16 protein-coding genes are annotated in these 16,047 nt (G+C 37.6%); 2 read left to right on the top strand and 14 right to left on the bottom strand.

Annotated features, from left to right (window positions below; genetic code table 11):
• Position 1: 1 nt before the first annotated feature.
• From LB467_RS07240 to LB467_RS07225, 4 genes are read right to left on the bottom strand one after another with little or no spacing between them, the layout of a single operon-like run.
• Complete coding sequence (locus LB467_RS07240) at positions 2-502, bottom strand: YceI family protein (protein WP_237690411.1); 501 nt, start codon at positions 500-502, stop codon at positions 2-4.
• A gap of 48 nt (positions 503-550) precedes the next feature.
• On the bottom strand, positions 551-1,129 hold the full coding sequence (locus LB467_RS07235; RefSeq protein WP_224473364.1) for a YceI family protein: 579 nt from the start codon (positions 1,127-1,129) through the stop codon (positions 551-553).
• Positions 1,130-1,163: 34 nt separating this feature from the next.
• On the bottom strand, positions 1,164-1,796 hold the full coding sequence (locus LB467_RS07230) for an NAD(P)H-dependent oxidoreductase (RefSeq protein ID WP_224473363.1): 633 nt from the start codon (positions 1,794-1,796) through the stop codon (positions 1,164-1,166).
• A gap of 2 nt (positions 1,797-1,798) precedes the next feature.
• Positions 1,799-2,248 (bottom strand): MarR family winged helix-turn-helix transcriptional regulator, encoded by a 450-nt coding sequence (locus tag LB467_RS07225; protein ID WP_224473362.1) that lies wholly within the window; start codon positions 2,246-2,248, stop codon positions 1,799-1,801.
• A gap of 197 nt (positions 2,249-2,445) precedes the next feature.
• Between LB467_RS07225 and LB467_RS07220 the strand changes: the two genes are divergently transcribed.
• Positions 2,446-2,760 carry a rhodanese-like domain-containing protein gene (locus LB467_RS07220; protein WP_224473361.1) on the top strand — a complete coding sequence of 105 codons (315 nt, stop codon included), beginning with the start codon at positions 2,446-2,448 and terminating at the stop codon, positions 2,758-2,760.
• A gap of 387 nt (positions 2,761-3,147) precedes the next feature.
• Here LB467_RS07220 and LB467_RS07215 read toward each other — a convergent pair whose 3' ends face one another.
• The 4 genes from LB467_RS07215 to LB467_RS07200 form a co-directional block, all read right to left on the bottom strand.
• Positions 3,148-4,362 (bottom strand): hypothetical protein, encoded by a 1,215-nt coding sequence (locus tag LB467_RS07215; protein ID WP_224473360.1) that lies wholly within the window; start codon positions 4,360-4,362, stop codon positions 3,148-3,150.
• A gap of 118 nt (positions 4,363-4,480) precedes the next feature.
• Positions 4,481-6,490 carry an excinuclease ABC subunit UvrB gene (gene uvrB, locus LB467_RS07210; protein ID WP_224473359.1) on the bottom strand — a complete coding sequence of 670 codons (2,010 nt, stop codon included), beginning with the start codon at positions 6,488-6,490 and terminating at the stop codon, positions 4,481-4,483.
• Between the two features lie 134 nt (positions 6,491-6,624).
• The gene (locus tag LB467_RS07205; protein WP_224473358.1) at positions 6,625-7,461 is read right to left on the bottom strand and encodes an ABC transporter permease; all 837 of its coding nucleotides are present in this window, start codon (positions 7,459-7,461) and stop codon (positions 6,625-6,627) included.
• Complete coding sequence (locus tag LB467_RS07200; RefSeq protein WP_224473357.1) at positions 7,461-8,366, bottom strand: ABC transporter ATP-binding protein; 906 nt, start codon at positions 8,364-8,366, stop codon at positions 7,461-7,463. The genes LB467_RS07205 and LB467_RS07200 overlap by 1 nt, the downstream gene beginning before the upstream one ends.
• 94 nt (positions 8,367-8,460) lie before the next feature.
• Between LB467_RS07200 and LB467_RS07195 the strand changes: the two genes are divergently transcribed.
• Positions 8,461-9,531 carry a hypothetical protein gene (locus tag LB467_RS07195; protein ID WP_224473400.1) on the top strand — a complete coding sequence of 357 codons (1,071 nt, stop codon included), beginning with the start codon at positions 8,461-8,463 and terminating at the stop codon, positions 9,529-9,531.
• 262 nt (positions 9,532-9,793) lie between these two features.
• Here LB467_RS07195 and LB467_RS07190 read toward each other — a convergent pair whose 3' ends face one another.
• From LB467_RS07190 to LB467_RS07165, 6 genes are all read right to left on the bottom strand, one after another.
• Entirely contained in the window at positions 9,794-10,852 is a 1,059-nt protein-coding gene (locus LB467_RS07190; RefSeq protein WP_224473356.1) for a nucleoid-associated protein, read from the bottom strand.
• Between the two features lie 267 nt (positions 10,853-11,119).
• Positions 11,120-11,629 carry a plasmid pRiA4b ORF-3 family protein gene (locus LB467_RS07185; protein ID WP_224473355.1) on the bottom strand — a complete coding sequence of 170 codons (510 nt, stop codon included), beginning with the start codon at positions 11,627-11,629 and terminating at the stop codon, positions 11,120-11,122.
• 24 nt (positions 11,630-11,653) lie between these two features.
• Positions 11,654-12,679 carry a COX15/CtaA family protein gene (locus LB467_RS07180; protein WP_224473354.1) on the bottom strand — a complete coding sequence of 342 codons (1,026 nt, stop codon included), beginning with the start codon at positions 12,677-12,679 and terminating at the stop codon, positions 11,654-11,656.
• A gap of 50 nt (positions 12,680-12,729) precedes the next feature.
• The gene (locus LB467_RS07175; protein ID WP_224473353.1) at positions 12,730-14,163 is read right to left on the bottom strand and encodes a CCA tRNA nucleotidyltransferase; all 1,434 of its coding nucleotides are present in this window, start codon (positions 14,161-14,163) and stop codon (positions 12,730-12,732) included.
• A 212-nt stretch (positions 14,164-14,375) separates the two neighbouring features.
• Positions 14,376-14,945, bottom strand: coding sequence for an L-threonylcarbamoyladenylate synthase (locus tag LB467_RS07170; protein WP_224473352.1), 570 nt, complete (start codon positions 14,943-14,945; stop codon positions 14,376-14,378).
• On the bottom strand, positions 14,932-16,047 hold the full coding sequence (locus LB467_RS07165; RefSeq protein WP_224473351.1) for a glycosyltransferase family 4 protein: 1,116 nt from the start codon (positions 16,045-16,047) through the stop codon (positions 14,932-14,934). Before LB467_RS07165 ends, LB467_RS07170 begins: the two co-directional genes overlap by 14 nt.

The raw sequence follows: 16,047 nt of genomic DNA, 5'->3' as shown, positions 1-16,047 counted from the left end.
ATTAAAATTTCAACTCAATATTCAAATCAAAATTATCGTAAATAGTTTGGTCTCCAAGTCCGCTAAAAAAACTACCGGAATTGTATTTTACGTTGTATTTAGAACGATCTATACTCATTTTGGTAGTAGCGGTATTGTTACTCCAGTCTAAATCGAAAGTTACCGGATGTGTGTTTTCTTTAATAGTAAGATCGCCAACCACACCATAAGTGCCATCGTCTTTTTTGGCCACACTGGTGATTACTAATTTTGAAGTTGGGTGATTGTCCACACCAAAGAAATCGTCTGAATTTAAATGACCTTCCAATCCGGCTTTATCGTCACCCTTAAGATCGGTTACGGTAATCGAGGTCATATCCATTACAAATTCGCCACCAACTATTTCTTCGTTTTCAAACTGGAATTTTCCGTCTTTTAGATCGATAGTTCCTGAATGAGAACCCAATACCTTTTTTCCTTTCCAGGCAATGTTGCTTGCCTGTGCGTTTACTTGTTTTTCCATAATTTTTTCAATTTTTCTTTTTCAATAGCAATTTCTTTCCCGTAGTAATTAGAATTTTAACTCTACGTCCAGTTCAAAATTATCGTAGATGGTTTTGTCTCCAAGGTTATCAAAGAAACTTCCTGAACCATAACGAACATCGTATTTAAACCGGTCTATAGTTAATTCGGTAGAAGCTGAATTTTCTTCCCAATTTAAATCGAAAGTCACCGGATGAGTGTTTTCTTTTATGGTAAGATCGGCTACAACTCCGTATGTTCCATTACTCTTTTTGGCTACACTTGTAATTACCAATTTTGAAGTTGGGTGATTATTTACACCAAAGAAATCATCAGATTTCAAGTGGCCTTCTAATTTTCCTTTGTCTTCGCCTGTAAGATCGGTAACTGTAATAGAAGTCATGTCTATAACAAATTCACCTCCAGTAAGCTCACCATTTTCCATAGTGAAATGCCCGTTTTTTAAGTCGATAGTTCCATCATGAGACCCGGTTACTTTTTCACCCTCCCAGGTTATGTTACTTTGTTTTACATCAATTTTTTTATCCTGTGCATTCATTGTGGTGAATGATAAAAATGATACAAGAAATACAGATGCAAATACAGTTTTTAAAAGATTCTTTTTCATAGCAATTTTTGATTTAAATTAATTTGACTTTAGTTTATATTAAATGGAATAATTCTTCTTCTTGTTTTCTAACTTTTTTGGCGTGTTGCAACTGGTCTTTGTTACTTCTATATCCGGCAGTAGCAATCACGGCAGTGGTTAAGTTTGTTCCTGAAATTCCCAGGATCTCATCAAACTTTTGTGTATCAAAACCTTCCATAGGGCAGGTGTCGATTTTTAAATGTGCAGCTGCAGAAAGTAAATTTCCAAGCGCGATATAAGCTTGTTTTTGCGCCCATACTGATTGCTGATCTTCGGTCTTTCCTAAAATATTAGATGTCAGCATATCTTTTAATCCGCCTAAATCCTGAACCTGAACTTCACGAATTTTACTGATATTCTCCAGGTAAGAATCTATGTAAGCCTCATTGAGTTTTTTGAGTCCGGCAAAAACGAATACGTGGGAAGCATCTGTAAGTTGAGACTGGTTCCAGGCTGCTGCCTTTAGTTTTTCTTTGGTTTCCTTATCAGAAATTATAAATACCTCATAAGGTTGAAGCCCGTAAGAAGATGCTGAAAGCTGAATGCTTTTCTGTAAATTCTCTACGTCTTCCTGACTTAAGGGTTTATCTGAATTGAATTTCTTAGTAGCGTAACGCCAGTTTAAATTCTCTATATAATTTTCCATAGTTATTTTCTTATTTTATTTAAGCAATTAGTGATCAATTCTATTTCTTCCTGACTGAGTTCCTCGATCATTTTTTCTTCTACTTCATCTACTTTAGGATCAATTTCCTTTAAAAGTTCCAGACCTTTCTCAGTAATACTTATTTCTACTTTTCGGCGGTTGGCTTCGCAAACAATACGTTCAGTAAGTTCTTTAGCGATAAGTTTATCTACAAGTCTGGTGGTATTACTCATCTTTGTCACCATTCTTTCCTGGATGGTGCTAAGGTTTGCCGGTTTCCCTTTTTGCCCTCTTAGAATACGGAGGACATTAAATTGCTGAATAGAAATATCGAAAGGTTTAAGTGCCGCCGCTACATTCTCATCTATAAGATTAGCAGTAACCAAAATGCTAAGACTTAGCTTTCTGGCCGGTGGTAAATTATTTGTTTTTAATTGGTCTTCGATTTTCATTTGTCTAAACAACATTTGTATATACAAATATAGGTTAGTTTTAGTATTTTAATCAAAATGAAATGTTAAAACTTTGAAACAGGAATCCACGCCGAATGAACCCTCTGTTTTTTAAAACTTTCAATATCTTTACGCTGAAATTTGATAGGAATAATAATAGATCCCCTTTTTTAAGAGGATTCATAAAAAATAGATTTATGAAAGAACTTAGTCAGGAAGAATGGCAATCACAGCTGGAAAAAGATGATAATGCAGTGATTTTAGATGTAAGAACTGAAGAAGAGGTAGAGGATGGGTACATCCCAACCGCTAAAAACATTGACATCTATAAAGGACAGGAATTTGTAAATGAAGTTGAAAAACTGGACAAGGATAAAAATTATTATATCTATTGCCGTTCCGGAAAACGCAGTGCACAGGCCTGTACCATTTTAGACCAAATGGGTTTTGCTAACACCTACAACCTTGAAGGCGGATTTATGGAATGGGAAGGTGAGAAGGCGGAAGATTAATTCTATAGGAACTCTTTTCAAATGAATCATCGTGTTCATTTTTTCCATTGATGAAAAAACGAACCAAAAAAATCTAGGCTTACGAAAATTAATCTAATTTATCGTTTGACACCTAAATTTTAGGAACTCGCATCTTTAATATAATTAGAAGTATAAATGCGTTTAGCTCAAACAGCCTAAAATTTTACGGTAACTTCACTTCAAATTTTACGATTAATTTTCGATAGGCCCCTATAGCAACTATAATAGAGAAAAGGTTCAGAAAATTAGAGAAGTCACTTCAAGAGAATTCATAGGAATATTTAGCTTTAATATAAGATTACTCTGAAGAGCACTGCGAAAGCGGTGCTTTTTTGATATTGAATCCTTTTCTCATTCCTAATGAAATCATCTTCGAATCAGTAGCCACCGAGTTCCAATACTAATTATAGTAAGGATTTCTTTTGCAGCAATACTGGTGATGTTTGTATTATTCTGAAGGTCGAATAGAGTATCACCATTTTGAAAGTTCAAAGTTGTGCTGCCGCTTCCCTGCCAGCCAATTAAGACAAGTTCTCTGCCTTTATTGGTAGATGCGACAGGGATTGTAATTGAGGCTGGACTATTTGTTACTCTTAAATAATAAACCTCTTCACCGATACTATAGCTTCCTCCCTGGGTTCCTGTGCTTATATAATTTCGGGTGTGGTTGTGTTTCCAGTTGACTTTCCCGGCATTGTCTGAAACTAAAATCTGGTTTTCTACACCGCGGACATCAGGCAAAACATATTCTTCAACCGGCGTTTTTCCTATTCCCACACGGCCTGCAAAATAGCCGGCAAAAACATTTGCACTGCTATTACCTTCGGCACGGGCGTAAATTGCGTAGATATTTCCTCTACCGGTAGAAGTTCCAATTTCACTTAGAATACCGTAATTATGACTATTTGCTCCCTCTGTTCTTCCTACTTTATTATAAATTCCGAAAATACTGCTGCTACCGGTTGTCTTATTGGTAACGTTGTAAATACCATAGCGCTCGCCTTCGCCCTCACCAGAAACATTTAATTTTATGCCATACTTAATGGCGTTTGTTTTACTACGATTCCTGATCTCAATCCCGTATGTGTTTCTGGTTTCAGCGGGATTATTATTATCTATTTCCAGGCCTTTTTTAATGTCCTGAGCATCATCGGGATTTATGGCGATTTGGAGTTTACTGACAATCTCTTCAGTTCCAATACCGATATTTCCTTTTCTGAATATATCATCGTTAATATTACCAGGGCTCTCAGTAGTATGTGGCTTATAGAAATTAGCCGCTGTAGCATCTGAAACTATAGATTTCCATTTAGCTTCATTTTGATGCCAGTAATAAAAGCCTGGAGGCGAATTATTGAAATCCTCAGTTAAAAAAATAAGCATTCCGTGTTGCTCATTTCCGGGGTTTTGGGAAGGAAATTTTTTTATTCTTGGAATTAGAATTCCGTCTATACTGGTCGGATTGTCTTTATCGGTTGCAACGATATCCAATTGAGCTCCGGGTTCGGTGGTGCCAATTCCCACTTGCGAGAATGCCGGAAAGGCAAAAATCAAAAAGTAATAAAGTACAAATTTTTTCATCCTACTAAAAAATACCGGTTAGTGATTAGGTGTTTTTTAGTTAGTGGGTGCTTTGGATTTTTAAATATACTTTTTGAAAAACTTTTTCTTTTAAATCTTTAAATATTGAGGGATTTCCCTAGTCTTGTGCTTCTTTTACTTTATTCTGAAGCATTTTTATTTCATCCCTATGTTTAGCCGCAGCCATAAAGTCCAGATCTTTAGCTGCTTTTTCCATGGCTTTTCTTTTCTCCCGAATTCTTTTTTCTAAGTTGGGTTTACTCATATAAGCCACTTCAGCTTCGGCAGCTTTGGTAGTCAATGGTTTTTCGGCGTCATAAACATCCAGCTTTTCCTTAATCAGTGTGCTGTTCTCAAGTTTCTTAACTAATGGAGTGGGACGAATATTATTTTCTGTGTTGTATGCAATCTGCTTGGACCTTCGGTATTCAGTTTGATCGATGGTCTTTTGCATACTGTCGGTAATCTTATCGGCATATAAAATCGCCTTGCCTTCTACGTGCCGTGCAGCACGACCAATGGTTTGAGTAAGGGAACGATTACTTCTAAGAAATCCTTCCTTGTCCGCATCAATTACAGCTACCAGAGAAACTTCCGGAAGATCAAGACCTTCTCTTAGTAAGTTTACTCCAATGAGAACATCAAATAAACCACGACGCAAATCCTGCATAATTTCTACCCGCTCCAGCGTGTCAACATCGGAGTGGATATATCGGCACCTAATATCAATACGGGTTAGATATTTGGTGAGTTCCTCGGCCATTCTTTTGGTAAGGGTAGTTACCAAAGTTCTTTGATCTTTTTCATTTCTGGTGTGGATTTCTTCAATAAGATCATCAATTTGGTTTAAGCTGGGCCTTACTTCTATTACGGGATCTAAAAGTCCGGTTGGTCTAATTACCTGCTCAACATAAACACCTTCAGATTTCTGTAATTCGTAATCTGCAGGAGTAGCACTCACATAAATTACCTGATTTTGTAAGGCTTCAAATTCTTCAAACTTAAGTGGTCGGTTATCCATCGCGGCTGGCAGTCTGAATCCGTATTCCACCAAAGTTTCTTTCCTGGACCTATCCCCACCATACATCGCGTGCACCTGCGGAATGGTTACGTGACTCTCGTCTACTACCATTAAAAAATCATCCGGGAAATAGTCTAAAAGGCAGAAAGGCCGCGTACCGGATTGCCTACCGTCAAGATATCTTGAATAGTTTTCAATACCGGAACAATAGCCCAGTTCCCGAATCATTTCCAGGTCAAAATTTGTTCTTTCATCCAGGCGTTTTGCCTCCAGATGTTTGCCGATATCCCTGAAATAATCTACTTGTTTTACAAGGTCATCCTGAATATGGTGAATGGCATTTTGCATCACATCAGGAGAAGTCACGAACATATTGGCTGGATAAATATTCAGGCGTTCGTATTTTTCAATAATATCATTAGTGCCGGGATCAAAAGCTTCAATTTCTTCAATTTCATCTCCGAAAAAATGAATTCTGAAAGCATTATCGGCATAACTCGGGAACACATCTACCGTATCTCCTTTTATTCTGAAATTTCCATGGGAAAATTCGGCTTCGGTACGGGAATAAAGACTTTGAACAAGCTGGTGTAAAAACTTGGTGCGGGAAAGTTGCATATCCCTTTCAATCGAAACCACATTTTTACGGAATTCTACCGGGTTACCAATACCATATAAACAGGAAACCGAAGCCACCACAATCACATCCCTTCTTCCGCTTAAAAGGGAAGAAGTGGTGCTGAGTCGTAATTTTTCAATTTCCTCATTAATAGAAAGGTCTTTTTCAATATAAGTTCCCGAGGTGGGAATAAAAGCTTCGGGCTGATAGTAATCGTAGTAACTCACAAAATATTCCACGGCATTATTCGGAAAGAATAGTTTGAATTCTGAATAAAGCTGGGCCGCGAGGGTTTTATTGTGCGCCAAAACCAGGGTGGGTTTTTGCACCTCCTGAATTACATTGGCTACCGAAAAAGTTTTACCAGATCCCGTTACCCCAAGCAGGGTTTGATACTGGTCGTTATTGTTAATTCCGGTTACCAGTTGTTCTATCGCTTTAGGCTGGTCTCCGGTGGGTTTGTAATCTGATTCTATCTTAAATTTCATTCGTGTTCCTGACTTGTTCTCACGAAACTAATCAATAATCCTGCCTATTCAAACCGATAAACTTTTCCTTAACGTTTTTAGTCCTAAAGCTTTAGAAACGAAAAACGAAATTGCTAAAATGTCACCTTTTGAGATTACAAATCTCGTTTTTTAAGTAAGCTATAAGAAAGAAAAACAAAGATGGCAGTCCATAGGATAACAATTAATAATTGATCCCAATGAATTCCATAATCTTTTTCAAATTCAGAACCTAATTGGGTGGCGGCGGTTTGCACGGCAGATAACCTTGAGAAAGGTTCTTTAATAAGATTGCTCATAGATTCCAGCGGAAAAAATCTTGCAATATTATCAGCGATTTCTGAATCCCTGAATACCTTCCACTTTAATACTCCGTAAACAATACTTTCTAAAATCCACCAGATGAATAGAAAACCAAGTGCAAAAGCCGAGCGTTTAATAAGGATTCCCAGGAACATACAAAAGGCAAAAAAGCCGGTAAGTTTCACGAAATAGGCGATCATATATTCCATATCTGAAAAGATGATGGCCGCTTCATTAAAATCTGAAAAAGAAAGCCCTAAAATCATCGAAACGATAAACAGAAAAAGTGTCGAAATCAAAGAAAATACTGTAACGGTTAAGAATTTTGAAGCGATAAACTCCTTTTTACTCAAACCGTCGATGAGGTTTTGTTTTAAGGTCCTGTTGCTGTATTCGTTAGACATCATCGAAACAATCACGATGGCCAGGAAAAGTTTTAGCAAAGCAGCGATATAGGAATTGAAATGCCAGATATACGGGAAATTAAAAATCCCCTGGTCGGCTACCCGGAAATTAATTTCGCCTAAATTGAATTCAATAGAAGCGATTAAAGCGATAAAAGTTATTAAAATAAAATATGTTAGAACCAGTATTTTTGCCGAACGGCTATAGCGTAATTTAAGATATTCTATCTCTAAAAGTCGTAGCATTATGCAGTTGGAGTTTGATTGGTTAATTGAAGAAATTGCTCTTCCAGGCTTTCTTTACGTTTTACCAGGTAGGAAAGGGAAAGTCCTTTTTCAAACAAATATTCGTTAATGGTTTCAGCGTCCATTGGCTCTTTAAGAATAGCGGTAACAATACTTTCTTTTTCTGAAACTTTATCTATTCCCGGATGCGCAATAAGTAATTCTTGCAGTAACTGCATATTTTTTGCCTGCAGTTCAAAGAAACCGTGACTGGCATTAATAGCATCTACAGGCCCACTGTAAAGTTTCTTTCCGTTTCTGATGATAACCACGTGAGAACAAACCTTCTCTACTTCATCCAATAAATGCGAAGCGAGTAAAATAGTAGTACCTCCGGCAGCGATCTTCCTGATGATCTCCCGGATTTGATGAATTCCCTGCGGATCCAATCCGTTTGTTGGTTCATCCAGGATTAAAATTTTAGGATCGTTAAGCAGGGCAGAGGCAATGGCCAGGCGCTGTTTCATTCCCAAAGAAAAAGTCCTGAATTTACTATCTTTTCTGTCCAGTAAACCTACAATTTCGAGTTTTTCGTCAATTTTATCTTTCGGGACATCTTTAATTTTACAGACCAAAGCCAGGTTCTGAGCAGCGGTCATATAGGGGTAAAAATTAGGATGTTCTATAATGGCCCCCACTTTCTTTAAAGCTTCGTGAGTATCCATATTTCCGCTAAACCAGGCAAATTCACCAGAGGTTTTGTTAACGACATTTAGCACCATCCCGAGCGTGGTAGATTTTCCACTTCCGTTAGGGCCTAAAATACCATATACGTTGCCTTTTTTAATGGCAAAAGACAGGTTGTCTACCGCGGTTAGCGCACCATATTTTTTAGTAAGGTCTTTAAGACTTAGAATTGTTTCCAAAATTGAAGAAAAGTTTAAAGTATGACGACGAAGTTAGGAAATTGTTACAGATTCCGCTCTAGAAAGCTTATTTTTGATGAAAAGCAAACATAATATGGAAGAAAAGCTGATGTCAAAGAAAAAACCTTCATTTGCAGTAAATGAAAGGTTAAACAGATATCTGGCCAAACATAATCGGAACACCAAAATTCCGGTTTTCTATGACGATTTGTTGCGCTTTTCCGGTTCGGTGGTGGTGTACGATCAGCACGAAGAAGATACTTTTTGGGTACGCTGTTATTATCCGGATTTTGAAAGAGAAGAAATTGATAACAGCCTGAAACAGGTTTACACCATAATGCATTCAGATGGTAGTGACGACTCGCTGGAATTTTTAAATGTAGATGCTATTGATTATTGCACCTTTGGAAATTCAAAACCTTTCCGTATAAAAGTGCGAAATATCCTGAATGATAGTTTTACTTATTTCTACGTAAAGAAAGCTGATGCGTCTCGAATTTATGGTCTTGAGTTAGAACATTTGCTTTCCCCTCATCGAATTAATTTCCTTGTTTATAAAGATACTTTAATTGAAGAACATATCGCGGGAATTCCGGGTGATGTTTTTATCGAAGATCATTTGCCAAGCTGTGATAACCGGGCGCAAACCCAAATCGCCAAACAGTTCGTAAAATTTAATGAGCGCTGCACAGTAAGACTTTTAGGGGATATGCGTTCTTACAATTACGTGGTAATTCCCACTCACGATTTTGACCACGTGGAATATCAAATCAGGGCGATTGATTTTGATCAGCAGTGTTTTGAAGGAAGTTTAAAAGTTTACCGTCCGCAGTTCTTCAAGGAGAATCTTAAGATGGTACAGTTGGTTCAGGATAAATTACAGGAATCTTCCATTGAGCAGTACAGAAAAGAAGAGCGTTCCCTGCTTGCCAAGAGGATTATCAATACCCGTCCGCGTTATAAGGAATTGTTGCGTTGTATGATAAACGATCACGTTTCTACCCAGGCCAATGTAAAAACCTTGAGAAGCGATCTTTATAAATATACTAAGGATATAAAATTTAAGCGGGCGAGTACAATGGGCCAGATTTTAAGAACTGCGTTGGATTTTGTGCGCCGTAATTATGAAGATGTAAATATGAAACGTTTGCTGGAGAGTTCTTAAAAGAATAAAGAGGTTGTCTAAAAAGTGTAGTTTCGTCAAGCTGAACTTGTTTCAGCTTCTAACCTGTTCTGATTACCGACGTCTTAGATCTCCGAAAAAAATCGGAGCAAGCTCTGAAATAAACCGCCTGAACGGAGGGGTAGGTTCAGGATGACGATTTTAAGAACTTTTCACACAACCTCCTGTTTGTACAAATCATTAATAGCACGCATTCACAAATATTATTAGTGTATTCCTGGCTACTATTTTTTGAATATTCTATTTAACTCTTTTCCTCTTTATTAAAGTAAACCAGGTAATAATACATTTGTTTTTCTTCATCCCAGCCTTTTTCCACAAACTTATCGGCTGATTCTGCGTTTACGAAATCCATTTTAATCTGAATGTGCGTATCCAGGTTAATAACGCTCTTAATTTTCTTACGCGCATCGGTTACAGCTTTATTGGCGATAGGAAAATTGGTAAGATCTTCAATTTTGTATTTTGGCGCTTTTTCGGTTTTATAATGCTGAAATTCGGGTAATAATTCAGGATTATCAATTACTGAATTCAAAAAATTACTTTCCTCAAAATCATCGTTTTTGGCGAAGTAATCCATACTTCGATTCATAAACATCACCTCTTCTTTTTTATCTTCCGCAGGTAAAACCACGTCTTTGGCGAAGTTTTTACAGAAATTCAGATAACTTTTGGTGTTGTAATTCTCATCACGCATCACATCAACACCCAAAAAGTTTTCCAGCCAATATTTAGTATCGTATTTGTTAGAATCTACTGAAAGGATTTTATAACCTTCCTCGCGGTTTTTATTAAAAATAAGCGCGCCCTTATCCAACTTGTTGAGGTTAATCCCTTGCTGAACGATCATTTCTAAAATAATTCCGTTTTCCTCAAACTGAAGGAAATCGTGTTTTAGCTCAGATTTAAAAATTCCGATTCCGGAAACCTTTTCATTATCTATTTGCAGGTTTTCAAAATAAACCACGTAAACTTCCCCGCTCTTGATATGCGGATGTGAAGATTGCTCAAATAACAGCGTAGTGATTTTTTTTGAGGCTTCGTGAATGTTTCCGGGATCATCAAAAACTGCGTTAGCCAGATTGTATAATTCGTTAAATTCAATATCGGTATCGTGAGAAAAATTGAAGTAATTTTCTTCTTTTTCCCGAAACGGTTTCAGAAAATATTCCTTTATTAAAGGTGTGATCTCATCGTTTAACTGATAAGGTGCCGCAGAGAGAAAAATGTTCTCGTTTCTACTTTTGTTCCCAACCCTGTGAATAGAAAGGGATTCAATTTGCGCATTAAAAAGGTTGATCATGAATTTTTATTTAGTCATTTCCGCAGCCTGTGCCGAATTCATTTTCGGTAAAGGCGGAAATCTATTTTTGTCATTTCCGTCCCGATAAAAATCGGGATAAACTCCGAAAATCTAATTTTAATTTATAAAGCTAAGAATTCTAATTACTATCAAGTTAGAAGCTGAAACAAGCCCGCCTGAACGGACGGGCAGGTTCAGCTTGACGTGAGCTTTCAAAATCACTGTTAGTTGAGATCCCGAAACAAGTTCGGGATGATTCCTACGGAATCAATTCCAATTTTCATCAAAAGAAAGATCGTCGTAATCGTTGGTGTTGAAACCCTGATCAAACATATCGCCACCACCTGCATCTTCATCATCTTCCCCAACAAAATCTTTGTCCGGAGCTTCATCGGGAAGTTGACCGTGAACAAACATTAGGTTAGGGTAATCCCTTCCGGCTTCAATTTCGCCTACCTGGGCGAGTTCGATTAAGAAGGTCCACATTTTCAGGAAGTCGTAAATATAGATTATTTTTCTGTTGTCTTCATCTAAAATAGACTCGAGGCTGGTTTCGTTCATTAATCGCACTTCGCCACCCATATCAAATTGTGAAAACTCTTCACCTTGCTGCCAGTCATCATCGCTTAAATAGAAAGAGGCCATCTCTGTTCCATCAAATCCAAAGGACTGTAAAATGGTGTTATGAAGGTCTTCCAGGGTGTCTTCCTGCAGTATTTCTATATCCCTAAACACATCTTCCTCAGCATCAAGAATTACTCTAAATCGGTAAACCATAATATTAAATTTTAAGGGGCAAAGTTACAAAGTTTTCAACTTTCTGCCCGCGGCAAAGCATTCCAATAATAAATAAAACTGAAATCCGAACAATACCGAGGCGATCACCAGGTGAAGTGGCTGGGAAAGAAAAGGGAAATCAAAATTATACATCGCAATTCCGGTAGCTATTTCTAATAAAAGGAATAACATAACCCAGTTTATTTTTCCAAACTGAAGCTGGAGTTTTCGGTTTTTCCACCAGAGTGCGGCGTTTACCAGGAAAACAAGGATAGAAAAACTGCGGTGAACATAAAAATTAAGATCAGGATTGGCCAGCCATAATTCTTTTGCATCGTACCCCAGCATCTTCACCTGCTCATCTACCAGTTGCCTTACCTGCGTTCCTAAAACCACCTGAATAAGCGTTAAAGCTACCGCCAGAACCATTAAATTTCTAAAGTTTCTATTGGGAACTTTATTCTTAATTTTTTCTTCTGCGATAAATAATAAGTAAAGTAGCAAAGCTACAATTACCAGGGCCATCACCATATGAATTGTAATCCTGACTGGAGATAATACTGAATACACTACGGTAGCACCAAGCCAGGCCTGAAAGCCCATAAGGAAAACGCTGAGCCACGATAGTATAGTAATTCGTTTTCTTTTTTTCCATTTTTTAAAGGATAGAACCGCCATTATGAGCACAGCAAATCCGGCTAAAGCTCCGGCAAGCCTGTTGATATATTCAACCCAGGTATGCGTCGGATTAAAAATGGCATAATCGTGTTTTGTGTAAGTTTCCCAGTTTTCTTCGGAATAATTTTCTGCGGAAACAAAATCGGAAATGGCCACTTTTAAGGTTTCATCAACGATGATAACCTGACCTTTTTCATACTCGCGATTGGACTGAAATTCCAATTCTGAAACCTCGGTAGGAGGAATATAATAACCGAAACACTTTGGCCAATCGGGGCAACCCATCCCGGAGCCCGTCATCCTGACCACAGCACCGGCAACAATAACCAGGTACACCAGTATCAGTGAAATTTTAACCGATTTTCTATACATTTTTATTCAAGCTTTATTTTTTACTGCAAACTGCTTACTGAACTTACTGCCTACTGAGACTGCTCACTGCCTACTGATAACCCAAGTTCTTTTCCTTTTTTCAACATCAACTCCCTGGCGGCTTCGTGCTCATTGGGTATTTCTCCTTCCAGAATTGCTTCTTTGATGGTCTCTTTTATAATGCCTATCTCTCGTGAAGGCCTGATATTGAAAGTTTTCATAATTTCTTCACCACTTACCGGAGGTTGAAACTGGCGAACGTGGTCGCGTTCTTCCACCTCTTTCATTTTGGTGCGAACTACTTTAAAATTGTTGTGATATTTTTTAAAACGGTTTGGGTTTTTGGTAGTGATATCAGCTTCACAAAGCGTCATGAGATCTTCAATATCTTCACCTGCGTCAAAAATAAGTCGGCGTACTGCAGAGTCGGTTACATCGTTATCTACAATAGCAATAGGACGGGAGCTCATTAATACGAGTTTCTGAACATATTTCATTTTATCGTTAAGCGGTAGTCGAAGGCGTTTAAAGAGTTTAAAAACCATTTTTGCGCCCACAAACTCGTGTCCGTGAAAGGTCCAGCCAATTTTTTTATGGAATTTCTTAGTCGGTGCCTTTCCAATATCGTGCAATAAAGCAGCCCAACGCAGCCAGAGGTCATCGGTATTTTTAGAAATATTATCCACTACCTCCAGCGTATGCCAAAAATTATCTTTGTGCTTCTGGCCTTCAATTTCGTCTATGCCCTCCAAAGCGGTTAATTCCGGCATAATGATATGAAGTAAACCGGTTTTATGCAAAAGGGAAAATCCTTTTGAAGGTTTTTCGGCCAGCATGATTTTATGTAGCTCGTCTGTAATTCTCTCTTTCGAAATAATTTTGATTCGTTTTTTATTTCTTGAAATCGCATCTAATGATTCCTTTTCAATCTTAAAATTAAGCTGAGTAGCAAAACGAATCGCCCGAAGCATTCGCAGAGGATCATCAGAATAAGTAATATCGGGATCTAACGGAGTTCTGATTATTTTCGAATTTAAATCTTCAATCCCGTCAAAAGGGTCCAAAAGATTTCCGAAGTTATCTTCATTTAAACTTAATGCCAGCGCATTAATTGTAAAATCGCGTCGGTTCTGATCATCCTTCAGGGAGCCATCTTCTACGATGGGTTTTCTGCTGTCTTTCTGGTAGCTTTCTTTACGGGCACCAACAAACTCGATTTCCATATCGTAAGCGCGTAGCATTGCGGTACCGTAATTTTTGAAAACCTGAACTTTGGGTTTGTGCGGAAGGATTTCAGCAACTTTTCGAGCTAATTCTATACCGCTGCCCACGGCCACAATATCGATGTCTTTGGGTTCTCCCCGCTGCAAAATATGGTCGCGAACAAAGCCGCCAATCACATAACTTTCGAGTTTCAGCTCTTCTGAGGCCTGGGTAATGATCCTGAATATATTGTGGGTTAAGGCTCCTTTATAATTCTTCACTATTGTAATTTCTTTTAAAAGTTTAAAATCGTCAAAGCCTTTTTATTTTGGGCGTTCTCGCTAAATGGATTTTTAGGGAACTATATGATTTTACGTCAAGCTGAACTTGTTTCAGCTTCTAAGATCTTAGAATTATCAAATAAGATCCTGAAACAAGTTCAGGATGACGTAAAAAGTTTCTGACTTAACCGCCAACACGATTTTAGTTATTCTTATTTCCTAATCACTTTTACCTTACCATCATTGCTTAGTTTAATAATGGCGGAAGGTTTAGCCGATTTTTTATTTTTTTGCAAATTTACCACATAGTCCACACCTTCTAAAATTTCGGGACTTATTTCGGAAAAAGATTCGGGTGTTTTTTCACCGCTGATGTTGGCTGAAGTAGAAACAATTGGTTTCCTAAATCTTTTAGCCAAATCGTTACTAAATTTATCTTTGGAAACCCTTATTGCCAAAGAATTATCATCGGCGATAAGGTTTTCTGCAACTCGAATTGGATCGTCATAAATAATAGTAGTGGGTTTGCGGGCAAATTTTAGAATATCATAAGCCACTTCCGGCACATCTTCTATAAACTGGTTCAGCATTTTATAGTCTGAAACCAGGCAAATTAACGCCTGACTTTCATGACGCTTTTTAAGTTTGTAAACTTTCTCAACCGCTTCAGCATTGGTGGCGTCACAGCCAATTCCCCAAACTGTATCGGTAGGGTAGAGTATAAGTCCGCCGCGTTTTAGGGTGGCTAAAGCGTTTTGCATTTCCGTTTTAATATCTTCCATAAAGGACGTTTTTGTATTCTTGTAGTGTTTGTTGGGCCATTTTTTTTGTAGTAAAATTATCTACCATTTTTTTATGTGCATTTTCAGTAAAAAGAGGAATTAGTTCCCTGTTTTTCTCTAGAAATAGGACGTGTTCTGCTAATTTTTCAGCGTCAAAAGCATCGGCTAAGAGTCCATTTTCCATATGGGTCACAATTTCGGGAATTCCGCCCACATTTGTTGCAATAACCGGAGTTTTGTGATAGAAAGCTTCGAAAATCACATTGGGAACACCTTCAGAATTTGAGGTTAACAGTAAAAAATCTAATTGGTGGATTATCGCGGATGCATTTTCTATAAAACCTAAAAAACTAATATGTGTTTTTAATTTCTTCGATTTTAGTTGTTTAAGCAAATTGGGGGTTTCAGAAGTAAATTGCCCGATTTGAACAAAATGGAATTTTGTTTTTTCCTGCTTTTGAATTACTTTTTCTGCAGTTTCAATAAAAGTAGCCAAATCTTTCGCTGGAATATGATTTCCAATATTTCCTACCAGAATGACATCTTTAGCCAGCCCGAGTTTCTTCCGAAGGTCAATTTCTGTAGTGCTATTTTTTTGGTTTTCAGGGTTAATGCCGTGATAGATGGTCTTTAACCGGCTGTGATCTTTCATCCTTTCCGCAGTAATTGCGTTGGTTTTTTCAGAAACACAAAAAATGCGTTTCAATTTTGAATAGTTGTATTTATAAAGCGTTAGCTTCCGGTTTTTAATAGGAAAAGAGGTTTTTTTGCTAAAAACCATTGGTGGCAAATCGTAAAATTTATCAGCTATAACCACCAGGGAAAGTGCTTTGGGGTCGTGAATATGAATAAGATCTATTTCCTCTTTTTTGCAAATTCTGCTAATTTTCAAACTATAACGAAGATCAAAATTAAAGCTAAGCGGGGCTGTTTTGTAATTTAAATTAGTGCTTCCTAGTTTTTTATGGAATTGTCCTTCTTTTATGCATAGGATTATATTTTCAACTTCGGGGAAATCCATTTTAAATTCTTCACACAGCAATTCAATTTGATTTTCACCGCCGCCCCAGGTCTTTACTGCCGATATGTGAAGGGTTTTCAT

The organism is Salegentibacter tibetensis, from assembly GCF_020164485.1.
GTDB classification, from domain to species: Bacteria; Bacteroidota; Bacteroidia; order Flavobacteriales; family Flavobacteriaceae; genus Salegentibacter; species Salegentibacter tibetensis.
The sequence above is the reverse complement of the archived record's forward strand: the minus strand, read 5'-3'. Positions and strand labels throughout refer to the sequence as shown.

Excerpts from the sequence above, each read along its gene's own strand:
- LB467_RS07205 (WP_224473358.1), bottom strand. The coding sequence starts at position 7,461 with ATGCTACGACTTTTAGAGATAGAATATCTTAAATTACGCTATAGCCGT.
- LB467_RS07180 (WP_224473354.1), bottom strand. The coding sequence starts at position 12,679 with ATGTATAGAAAATCGGTTAAAATTTCACTGATACTGGTGTACCTGGTT.
- LB467_RS07165 (WP_224473351.1), bottom strand. The coding sequence starts at position 16,047 with ATGAAAACCCTTCACATATCGGCAGTAAAGACCTGGGGCGGCGGTGAA.
- uvrB (WP_224473359.1), bottom strand. The coding sequence starts at position 6,490 with ATGAAATTTAAGATAGAATCAGATTACAAACCCACCGGAGACCAGCCT.
- LB467_RS07190 (WP_224473356.1), bottom strand. The coding sequence starts at position 10,852 with ATGATCAACCTTTTTAATGCGCAAATTGAATCCCTTTCTATTCACAGG.
- LB467_RS07170 (WP_224473352.1), bottom strand. The coding sequence starts at position 14,945 with ATGGAAGATATTAAAACGGAAATGCAAAACGCTTTAGCCACCCTAAAA.
- LB467_RS07195 (WP_224473400.1), top strand. The coding sequence starts at position 8,461 with ATGGAAGAAAAGCTGATGTCAAAGAAAAAACCTTCATTTGCAGTAAAT.
- LB467_RS07185 (WP_224473355.1), bottom strand. The coding sequence starts at position 11,629 with ATGGTTTACCGATTTAGAGTAATTCTTGATGCTGAGGAAGATGTGTTT.
- LB467_RS07225 (WP_224473362.1), bottom strand. The coding sequence starts at position 2,248 with ATGAAAATCGAAGACCAATTAAAAACAAATAATTTACCACCGGCCAGA.
- LB467_RS07230 (WP_224473363.1), bottom strand. The coding sequence starts at position 1,796 with ATGGAAAATTATATAGAGAATTTAAACTGGCGTTACGCTACTAAGAAA.
- LB467_RS07215 (WP_224473360.1), bottom strand. The coding sequence starts at position 4,362 with ATGAAAAAATTTGTACTTTATTACTTTTTGATTTTTGCCTTTCCGGCA.
- LB467_RS07220 (WP_224473361.1), top strand. The coding sequence starts at position 2,446 with ATGAAAGAACTTAGTCAGGAAGAATGGCAATCACAGCTGGAAAAAGAT.
- LB467_RS07235 (WP_224473364.1), bottom strand. The coding sequence starts at position 1,129 with ATGAAAAAGAATCTTTTAAAAACTGTATTTGCATCTGTATTTCTTGTA.
- LB467_RS07240 (WP_237690411.1), bottom strand. The coding sequence starts at position 502 with ATGGAAAAACAAGTAAACGCACAGGCAAGCAACATTGCCTGGAAAGGA.